The organism is Methanobrevibacter sp. (assembly GCF_045636185.1).
Classification (GTDB): domain Archaea; phylum Methanobacteriota; class Methanobacteria; order Methanobacteriales; family Methanobacteriaceae; genus Methanocatella.
The window spans coordinates 1-9,355 of the sequence record NZ_JAZTXC010000173.1 but is presented as its reverse complement, the minus strand read 5'-3'; the positions used below and the strand labels follow the sequence as shown (position 1 = coordinate 9,355).

10 protein-coding genes and 1 pseudogene are annotated in these 9,355 nt (G+C 32.2%); 8 read left to right on the top strand and 3 right to left on the bottom strand.

From position 1 onward, the window contains the following. Positions 1-146: 146 nt before the first annotated feature. The 4 genes from ACKI3Q_RS09755 to ACKI3Q_RS09740 are packed head-to-tail and all read left to right on the top strand — an operon-like array spanning position 147 to position 2,810. Complete coding sequence (locus ACKI3Q_RS09755; protein ID WP_407416400.1) at positions 147-560, top strand: PRC-barrel domain-containing protein; 414 nt, start codon at positions 147-149, stop codon at positions 558-560. A 60-nt stretch (positions 561-620) separates the two neighbouring features. Then, positions 621-1,385, top strand: a complete 765-nt coding sequence (locus ACKI3Q_RS09750) for an aspartate dehydrogenase (protein ID WP_407416399.1) — start codon at positions 621-623, stop codon at positions 1,383-1,385. After that, a complete protein-coding gene (locus ACKI3Q_RS09745) occupies positions 1,385-2,098 on the top strand; it encodes a tRNA(His) guanylyltransferase Thg1 family protein (protein ID WP_407416398.1) in 714 nt (237 codons plus the stop codon). Before ACKI3Q_RS09750 ends, ACKI3Q_RS09745 begins: the two co-directional genes overlap by 1 nt. 10 nt (positions 2,099-2,108) lie before the next feature. Further along, positions 2,109-2,810: a Mov34/MPN/PAD-1 family protein gene (locus tag ACKI3Q_RS09740; protein WP_407416397.1), complete on the top strand. Its 702-nt coding sequence runs from the start codon at positions 2,109-2,111 to the stop codon at positions 2,808-2,810. A 77-nt stretch (positions 2,811-2,887) separates the two neighbouring features. Here the strand turns inward: ACKI3Q_RS09740 and serA are convergent, their stop codons facing one another. Further along, the gene (gene serA, locus ACKI3Q_RS09735; protein ID WP_407416396.1) at positions 2,888-4,462 is read right to left on the bottom strand and encodes a phosphoglycerate dehydrogenase; all 1,575 of its coding nucleotides are present in this window, start codon (positions 4,460-4,462) and stop codon (positions 2,888-2,890) included. Positions 4,463-4,658: 196 nt separating this feature from the next. Between serA and ACKI3Q_RS09730 the strand changes: the two genes are divergently transcribed. Further along, the gene (locus ACKI3Q_RS09730) at positions 4,659-5,384 is read left to right on the top strand and encodes a hypothetical protein (protein WP_407416395.1); all 726 of its coding nucleotides are present in this window, start codon (positions 4,659-4,661) and stop codon (positions 5,382-5,384) included. Here the strand turns inward: ACKI3Q_RS09730 and ACKI3Q_RS09725 are convergent. Then, entirely contained in the window at positions 5,381-5,767 is a 387-nt protein-coding gene (locus ACKI3Q_RS09725; protein ID WP_407416394.1) for a hypothetical protein, read from the bottom strand. The two genes, ACKI3Q_RS09730 and ACKI3Q_RS09725, sit on opposite strands and share 4 nt — an antisense overlap. Positions 5,768-5,771: 4 nt before the next feature. After that, the gene (locus ACKI3Q_RS09720; protein ID WP_407416393.1) at positions 5,772-6,704 is read right to left on the bottom strand and encodes a transcriptional regulator; all 933 of its coding nucleotides are present in this window, start codon (positions 6,702-6,704) and stop codon (positions 5,772-5,774) included. Positions 6,705-6,775: 71 nt separating this feature from the next. Here ACKI3Q_RS09720 and ACKI3Q_RS09715 point away from each other — a divergent pair, with 71 nt between their 5' ends. The 3 genes and pseudogenes from ACKI3Q_RS09715 to ACKI3Q_RS09705 all read left to right on the top strand — a co-directional run. Further along, a complete protein-coding gene (locus ACKI3Q_RS09715) occupies positions 6,776-8,035 on the top strand; it encodes a DUF1743 domain-containing protein (protein WP_407416392.1) in 1,260 nt (419 codons plus the stop codon). Between the two features lie 191 nt (positions 8,036-8,226). Beyond that, the gene (locus tag ACKI3Q_RS09710; protein ID WP_407416391.1) at positions 8,227-9,141 is read left to right on the top strand and encodes a DUF3100 domain-containing protein; all 915 of its coding nucleotides are present in this window, start codon (positions 8,227-8,229) and stop codon (positions 9,139-9,141) included. Continuing rightward, a pseudogene (locus tag ACKI3Q_RS09705) lies at positions 9,134-9,355 on the top strand (hypothetical protein); the annotation flags it as partial. The gene ACKI3Q_RS09710 and the pseudogene ACKI3Q_RS09705, both read left to right, overlap by 8 nt.

The following is a 9,355-nucleotide window of genomic DNA, read 5'->3' as shown; positions in this document are numbered from 1 at the left end:
TTACTTTATGCCCAATTTTTTTATTTTAGGGTAATGTTTATAATTGAAATTGGCTTTTTGAACAAAAACTATTTATATATACAAATAATATAATGTTATACATATTTTATTTAGTTAATAATTATAAACTAATCTGTGGTGTTATAATGGTAGAAGTTTCAAATTTACGCAATTTAAGTATATATACAAACACAGGTCATTATGTTGGCCAAGTTGAAGATATTGTTTTAAATATTAGGTTAGGAACCATCTCAAAATTACAAGTAAGAGCTGTTGAACCTGAAAGAAAACAAATAGGTTTACTTGATAATATTAAAGGTGCTTTTCAAGGTGTTCCTGATGATAATGTTGGTGCCAGATCATTCCAGCATGATTTATTAACTGTTGACTTTGACAAAGTGCAAGCTATTGGAGATATCATGTTAATCAATCCTAGAGATATCAAAAAAGTCAATCCGGAACCACCAGTTCCTGATACTGTTGTTCCAAATCGTCCTCCACAACAAGCTTCAAACCCTGAAACTCAACCACAATTCGAAGATAAACCTAATTTTGACTGAAAGATTTAACTTTATATCTTTCAACTTTTTTTTATTTAATTCTTTTTTTAAGTGATTCTAATGAAAGTAGGAATTATAGGATGCGGAGCTATTGCTAATATCATCGCTAGCAGAATAGTTCCCGAAGATAGTGATATACAAATCAAATATTTTTTCGATAAGGATATTGAACGAGCGGAAAATCTGGCTTCATTTGCTGGAGGTGTAGCTGTAATTAGCCTAGAGGATATGCTGGATGATGTTGATTTAGTTTTAGAATGTGCTTCTCCGGATTCCGTAAAATTATTGGCACCAAAAATTTTAGAAAAAGGAATTGACATGATTATTATGAGTGTTGGTGCATTTATGGATAAGAACTTTTATATTAAAGCTTTGAAGTTGGCTAAAGAGAATAATGCTCATATACACTTGCCTTCTGGTGCAATCGTGGGTTTGGATGGAATTAAGGCTGTTGCCGATTTTGGTTTAAAGGAAATAACATTAATCACACGCAAATCACCAAAATCTTTAGGCAAAAATATAGATTCTGAAGAAATATTATTTGAAGGAAAAGCATCTGAAGCAGTCAAAGAATTTCCATTGAATATCAATGTTGCTGCAACCATTAGTTTGGCATGCAATAGAGATATTGATGTTAAAATCATTGTTGATCCTAAAGTTGACCGTAATGTTCATGAAATTACTGCAAAGGGAGATTTCGGTGAATTCAAAACGACTACAATGAATCATCCATGTGCAGCTAATCCAAAAACCAGTATGTTAGCCGCAATTTCTGCAATTAAATTACTTAAAAGCTTTAATGAAACAATTTCTGTCGGGTTATAATGAAAGAATATGAAATTTATGCTGATTTAAGAGTTCCAGTTAATTCTAAAATCATTGTTCGATTAGATGGTAGAAGTTTCCATTCATTTACTGAAAAAATGGAACTTGAAAAGCCATATGACAGTAATTTCTACAGAATAATGGTGAAAGTCTGCAAAGATTTGTTTGAAGAATTTTCACCTATTTTTATCTATACCTTTTCAGATGAAATTAGCATTCTTTTGGATAATGTTCCGTTCAATGGTCGCATTGAAAAAATCAACTCTGTTATGGCAAGTTTTGCTTCATCATCATTCACTTCTAATTATGATGGTGAATTTGCAAAACCTGTAGCTTTCGATTCAAGAATCATTCCCATTAACGATTCTGATATTTATGACTATTTTAAATGGAGACAGGATGAAGCATGGAGAAACTGCGTAAATGGATATGGAATTCATTTCTTAAAATCAAAATACTCTTCCAGCCAAGCCAATGAAAAAATTAATGGCTTAAATTTATCAGATATCCATGAATTGCTATTCATGAATGGAATAAACTTGAACGATGTTGAAACTTGGAAAAAACGTGGAATTGGTATTTATAGGAAAAATAAAGAAGTTAAAGGTTTCAATAAGAAAGAATTAAAAGAACAAATTTCCTATCGTAGTTATATTTATGTAGATTGCAATCTTTCAATTTTTTCAAAAGAGTTTTTTAATAAGTTATTCTAAAGGTTTAATTATGAGTTTTTTATCAAAAATATTTAATACAGATAATGATGAGGATTTCGATGAAATTTGTGTTGATAGGGAAATCCTTGATGCAGTAATCTATTATTCTAAACAATCATTTCCAAATGAATTTTTAGCTTTTTTTGATGGAGAAATTAAAGATAAAAAGCTTTACTTAACCAATCTTATTTTTATTCCTGGGGAAACGGGATCTACAGGTGCTGTTGTACACACTGAAATGTTACCTCCAACTTTAAAATATTGGGGATCCGTTCATTCACACCCTGGACCAAGTGCCCGCCCTTCCGGAGCGGATTTAAAAACCTTTTCTAAACATGGTGTTTTTCACATGATTGTCTGCTTGCCATATAGCTATGAGACTTTTAAATCATATGATAAATACGGTAATCCGTGTGAATACACTGTAGGTGATTACAGTGACATGTTTGATGATGATATTGATGATTTCTTTGATGAAAATGATGTTTTAAAAGAAGGTGAAGTCATTAAGGCAGGATTTTTTGATGAGGATGCAAACTTTGAGGATACTCCAAACACTGCTTATGAAGAATATGAAAGAAGGCAAAATCCTCAGAATAATATTAAAATCATTTCTAATTCTTCCATGCAACCTATTATAATTTCTGAAAACAATTCTCTTAAAATAGAGTTTGATGAAAATGGAAACATTAAAAAGGTTTCAAAAAAATAACTTTTTTTTAATTATTGAAGTTTGATGCTCGTAAAAAAAAATAAAAAAATAAAAAACAATATGGTGAAATTGTTTTTCTATAAGTTTAATCCAATAGCTTCATAAACATTGTCTAAAGATTGGATTTCTTTGATTACATTTGTTGGAATCTCTTTGTCTAAGGTTAAGACCATAATTGCTCTTCCACCTTCTTCATCTCTTCCAACTTGCATGATTCCGATATTAACACCATATTCTCCTAATTTGGTACCTATAGCACCAATGCTTCCAGGTATATCTTCATATTTTGCAATGAACATATGTCCTCTAGGAATGACATCTACCCAGTATCCATTGACTTTTAAAATTCTTGCTTCGTGTAGATTTGTTCCTTCAGCAGAGAATCTGTCCTTATCGGTTCTTGCTATTACACTAATTAAGGAATCATAACCTTTAGCATTGGTTTTTCTTCCTTCAATGATGTTGATTCCACGGTCTTTTGCCACAAGTGATGCATTAACTGCATTTACAGGTGAGCTTAAGAACGGATTGACAGCACCTTGGACAACAGTTCTAGTTAAAATTTCTAAATTATCGATTTTTGCAAGTTCTCCACTGTAGATAATTTCCAAATCAGTAATTTTGCCGTTTACTGCCTGAGAAATGAATCTGCCTAATTTTTCAGCAATTTCAAAGTAGGGGGTTAGTTCTTGATAAGTTGTATTATCAATTCTTGGCATGTTTAAAACATTTTTAGGAGTTCCACCTTTGAATAAATCGATAATTTCATCAGCTACAATAATTGCTGCATCTCTTTGAGCTTCTTTAGTTGATGCTGCAATGTGTGGGGTTAAAATAATATTGTCTAATTCGAATAATTTTGAATCTTCAGCAGGTGGTTCATCTTCATATACATCTAAAGCTGCTCCACCAATTTTATCATTTTTCAAAGCATCATATAATGCATCTTCATCAATGATTCCACCACGTGCACAATTTGTAATAAAGGCGGTGTCTTTCATTAATTCAAATTCTTTTGTTGAAATTAAATGTTTGGTTTCAGGGGTTAACGGTACATGGATTGTAATGAAATCGGCTTTTTTAAGAACAGTTTCCAAATCAGTTAATTCGACACCCATCTGTTTTGCCACTTCTTCAGGCAAGTATGGATCATATGCAACTGCATCCATTTCAAAGGCCTTACATCTGTTCACTACTTGGGAACCGATTCTTCCCATTCCGATTACACCGAGAGTTTTATTTCTGAGTTCAACTCCCATAAATCTTTTCTTTTCCCATTTACCTTCTTTTACAGATTTGTCAGCAATTGTTAATTTACGTGCCATGGAAAGTAATAATCCCATTGTGTGTTCTGCTACGGTAATGGAAGTGGATTCTGGTGAATTGACTACCATTATACCTTTTTCAGTAGCAGCATCCAAATCGATGTTGTCTACTCCGACACCGGCTCTTGCAATTATTTTTAAATTGTCCGCTTTTTCAATTACTTCTCTTGTAACTTTAGTTCTACTTCTTACTATAATTCCATGATATTCATTTATTGTATTAACTAATTCTTCAGGAGTGATGCTTGTATTGACTGTAACATCAGCAACTTCCTTTAAATTTTCAATTCCCTTCTCATTTATTGCGTCAGCAACGAGTACTTTCATTATTTCACCATATTAAATAATTTTTTAATATTATCATTAATATTACTTAACTATATATATTTCTTCATATTTATAATTATTATAATAATGTTGAAAATTGAGAAAAAAGTAATAAAGGGCGATTTTTATTTTTGAGGATAATTTAGATTTTAAAGATAAATCCATTCCGAAGACTATTTTGGGATATGGTCCATTTATGGCAGAATCATATTATGGTCACAGGGCAAGATTGTATTACTTGGATTTATATTCACAGCCTGAAAAAATAGCTGAAGTCATTTTAGCTGCTTATGATGATGGCGTTAGGGCAATTAATTTGGTGAATGATGAAAATCTTCTTAAAGGATTTGATTTGGCATGTGATAATGGCTGTGAAATGAAAGTTATCGCTACCATTGGCAAGTCTGATGTTGATTATTTGGCGCCTAATTATGAAGTTGCCTGTGAAGTTGACTGGGAGGATGACATTGAATTATTTTCTTCCTATGATACGCCGGTGATGATGGTTGATGAATTCATAACTGATGCCTACAAGTGGAATTTAACATCCAAAATTTTAACCAGGATTAATGATTCAAATTCTTTATCAGGTATTGTAACTGCTTTTCCATACAGAACAACTGATTTACTTAAGGATAATATGGATTTGGATTTATTTGATTTTTATATGCTTCCGTTAAATAGTTTTGCATATATGATGGATACTCCTTCATTTTTAAAGGCACAAAGAAAAGAGTTCAGGCAAAAAATCCTTGATTTAAATAAAAAGATAATGGCTTGCCGTGTGCTGAGCGTAGGTATCCAAACTCCTGAAGAAGGTTTTACTTTTCTCAACTCTCTTGATTTCGTAGATTTGATGACGTTTGGTGCGGCAAGTGTTGAGGAAATAAAAAAAGATATGGAAGTTTTAAAAGGTATTTAAAACTTTATCACTTCATATTCTTTAAATGGGACAATATTCATTATTTCAAATTCAGCATTTAAACTTTTCAGTCCTTCGTTTAAATCTTTTACATTTTTGTTTGATGGCTTTTTGCCTGTAATCTGCAGGTATTGCCTTGGGGTTATTTCACAGTATTTGCAATCAAAATTACAGCATCTGTCTTTTTCTTCACACCCGTAGCCTTCCAAGTCCTCATGTGTTCCGATTACAATGTCTTCCAGAATTCTTGATACTCTTTCATCAGATGCAAACATTGCTATTTTTTGTGAATATCCACATATTCCGATTGCTTTTTGCCCTCTAAAGTTACAAACCCATTTGATAGGGTAATTTTCCATATCGGGAATTCTTAAATCTTCCATACTATCACTGATTTTCCTTTCTTTCTTTAATCAATTTTAACAGTTCTTGTGAACGTTCAAATTCCTTCAACTCCCAGGATTTGATTACGGGAATTGTTCCAAGGGATTCTTTAATCTTGTCATTGTTAATTATAAAAACAGGTTCTGATGAAGTAATCATTGATAAATCCTTTAAAGGAACTGCCATTCTTTTTAAAGTTTTTTGGCTTCTATTTTTTTCAACATTGGCTATTAATGATGAGCTGTTATCTTTTGCAACAGCATCAAATGGACTTTTGCTTGTGGAAACAACTCCATAACCTAATTTCAATAAATCTTCGGTTCCTTCACCTGTTTGCTGGTATTGGATTTGGTCTTCTTGACTGTACTTCAATATATCGATATCCAGAGTAACTTTCGTATTCAATATCTCTTCCAGAATCATTGCCGTTTCTGCATTTGCCCGGACTATTTCATTTTCATATTTGTACATTGTGGCTCTTGAAACATGGGCAAGGTCTGCCAAATCTTTCAGGGAAAGTGAGTATTCCTCTCTGTATTGTTTGATTACATTGCCGTCGATTTTAACAAAATATCCTCCACGGTCAGCCAGGATTTCAGGATATTCATTATATATGATCATGTTTTTCAATGTATCAATACCGATTGTTGGAATATCGTATCTTTCATAGATTACTCCCTCTTCTAAAATGCCGTTTCTGGATTTTGCTCCAATTATTATTGGTGAAGCTAAAAAAATATTTGCCAATTGCTTCATTTCTTGAGCATTTTTTTCATTCACACTATCGATATTAACAAAAGTTTTTAAAAGTAAAATTAATAGGTTTTTACGAGCAACAATATCAAAAGAACCTTGATCATAAATATCAGAGGTTTTGTAACCTTCTGAAATTAATAATTTTTCTATTTCTTGTAACATTCTGCTTCGAGTTAACATATTAAATACAACCAATTCTTATTTCTTTAAAAAATTATATTTAGTTTCATGTATAATAAGTTAATTGTAAGGTGATTATAATTAATTATTTGTATATTGGAATAGATGATACTGATTCTCCCGATGGCATGTGTACAACTTATCTGGCATGCCATATTATCCGCAGACTAAAAGAAAATGGCATTGATATTGTGGATTATCCTCGTTTAATTAGATTAAATCCTTTTGCTCGTTTTAAGACTAGAGGTAATGGTGGAGTGTCTTTTAAAATAATTAATGATGAAAAGGCCGATTTTGCTAAAGAAATTGTTTTGGATGAAGTTTCAAAATTATCCATGTTCGATTGTGAAAATACTAATCCTGGTGTAATCTTTTACGATGGGGAAATTACAAAAGAAATGGAAGATTATGCTTTTAGAGCCATTTATTCATTCATTACAATTGAAGAAGCTGAAGTGTTTGGAAAATCTGTAGGATGTGAAATCCATAAGTTTAAAAAGGGAAGAGGAATAATTGGTTCTATTGCAGCCATTAGCTTGCCTTTAGATGACTGTACTTATGAACTGCTTGCATATAGAACTCCACAAAATTATGGAAAAAAACGCCAAATCAATTATGATTCTGTAGTGGAAATGGATAAGGAGACTTTTCCGGATACTTTTGAAAATGTAGATTATTCTGAAGACTATATTGCAATTGAACCTAAAACTCCGTGTCCTGTATTGTATGGTATACGATCAAATAATGTTGAAGCATTAGACAAGGCTAAAGACATTGTTGAGGTGTCTGAGCCAATTGAAGACTATTGCATTTTTTTAACAAATCAGCATACGGATATGCATATTCAAAAGGTTGATAATATCTCTCAGATGAAACAGTTTGGATGTTATGAACTGGTAACTACGGTAAAGGATAATCCTCATGTGATTGATGGAGGTCATATGTTTTTCACGGTATTTGACGAAACTGGTGAAATTGAATGCGGTGCTTATGAGCCGACAAAGAACTTCAGAAAAATCGTTTCACATCTTCGTGATGGTGATGTAATAAAATTGTATGGTGGTATCGGTGAGCAGAATACATTTAATATTGAAAAATTCCAGGTAATTGAGTTAAATGATGTTGAGTATAGAAATCCGGTTTGCGAATGTGGAAAAAGAATGACTTCTGCAGGAAAGGGCAAAGGATTCAAATGTAAGAAATGTGGAAATAGAATAAAATCTTCACAAAAAGTGAAATTTAAAATCAAACGTTCTTTAAATAATGGTAAATTTTATGAAACTCCTGTTAGCGCACGTAGACACTTATCAAAACCAATTTGTAGAATGTAATTTATAGATTAATTCTTTTTAACCATATTTTTCATATTTTAACAATATTTATCGTGTTTTATTTTATTCGCTTTTTAGGAACTTTATTTTTAAAAATTATTTTTTTTATGCATATTTTATGAAATTTTGACATTTGAATAGTACTAATTTAAATAGTGCTTTGATGAATTTATTAATTAAGTGAAAAGTTTTTGGGGGAGAAAATAATTTTGGGGAAAGATTTTCAATCGAGTGATGTAGAACATCCTTATCGTGAAAAAACGGATAGGCGAATTTTAAAGAAGAATCCTTGGAGAGATTATAGATTACATGGTACTGTGCTTATTTTAGTAATTATTGCCGAATTAATTGGAACAATTAAAATTCCAATTGCTAAAGGTGTTGAAGTTATAATCATGCCATTGCTTTATACTATGGTTTTGGGTTTACTTTTTTATTTGTCAAAAACGATTAGATGGATTAAACGAAGGCAATCAAGAATTGCTGAAGGGGCAATGATGCTTTTTATTGGTATATTGATTGCTAAATTGGCTATTTCAAGTGGCCAGTCCATACATTTGATTTTTGAGATGGGTCCTGCATTATTGTTGCAGGAATTGGGGCACTTGGCTACAATTTTAATTGCTCTTCCTGTTGCTTTGCTTTTAGGATTTAAAAGAGAGACTATTGGCATGACCAGTTCTATTGGCCGTGAACCTGAAGTTGCGGTTATTGTTGATAAATATGGATTTAATTCTCCGGAATCAAGAGGAATTTTTGCATTATTCATTGTCGGAACCATTATTGGAACTGTATTCATTAGTTTTTTGGCCAGTCTTTCTGTTTCCCTTATTCCACTACACCCATTTGCATTTGCTATGGCTAGTGGTGTAGGCAGTGCAAGTATGAATGCTGCTTCTTTAGGTCCTACTCTTGCTGCATTTCCTGCTCTGGAAACAAGTATTGAAGCATTTGCAGGATTCAGTAATCTACTTTCATTCTCTATCGGTATTTATATTGTGATATTCCTCGCTGTTCCTCTTACTGAAAAATTATATTCTTATTTGGAACCTAAAATTGGAAGAGAAGCTATTGTAAAAGAAGAGGGGGCTGAAGATAATGACTGACTTTATTGATGGGACTGAAAATGTTACTGTTCACGGTATTTTCAATTGGATCAGGCTGTTAATTATATTTTCAGTCATTACTGTTATAGGTAATTATATGGGATACAAGCATCCTATGACAGATTCCCTGGTTGGTATGGGAATATTGTCCCTTATTACGCTTGCCGGCGTATGGATGGAAAGGGAACTTCCTTTTAACATTTCATCAATCCTT

Bases quoted from the DNA above. Each gene is read 5' to 3' on its own strand.
- ACKI3Q_RS09725 (WP_407416394.1), bottom strand. From the start codon at position 5,767: ATGGAAGATTTAAGAATTCCCGATATGGAAAATTACCCTATCAAATGG.
- ACKI3Q_RS09745 (WP_407416398.1), top strand. From the start codon at position 1,385: ATGAAAGAATATGAAATTTATGCTGATTTAAGAGTTCCAGTTAATTCT.
- serA (WP_407416396.1), bottom strand. From the start codon at position 4,462: ATGAAAGTACTCGTTGCTGACGCAATAAATGAGAAGGGAATTGAAAAT.
- ACKI3Q_RS09750 (WP_407416399.1), top strand. From the start codon at position 621: ATGAAAGTAGGAATTATAGGATGCGGAGCTATTGCTAATATCATCGCT.
- ACKI3Q_RS09730 (WP_407416395.1), top strand. From the start codon at position 4,659: ATGGCAGAATCATATTATGGTCACAGGGCAAGATTGTATTACTTGGAT.
- ACKI3Q_RS09720 (WP_407416393.1), bottom strand. From the start codon at position 6,704: ATGTTAACTCGAAGCAGAATGTTACAAGAAATAGAAAAATTATTAATT.
- ACKI3Q_RS09740 (WP_407416397.1), top strand. From the start codon at position 2,109: ATGAGTTTTTTATCAAAAATATTTAATACAGATAATGATGAGGATTTC.
- ACKI3Q_RS09755 (WP_407416400.1), top strand. From the start codon at position 147: ATGGTAGAAGTTTCAAATTTACGCAATTTAAGTATATATACAAACACA.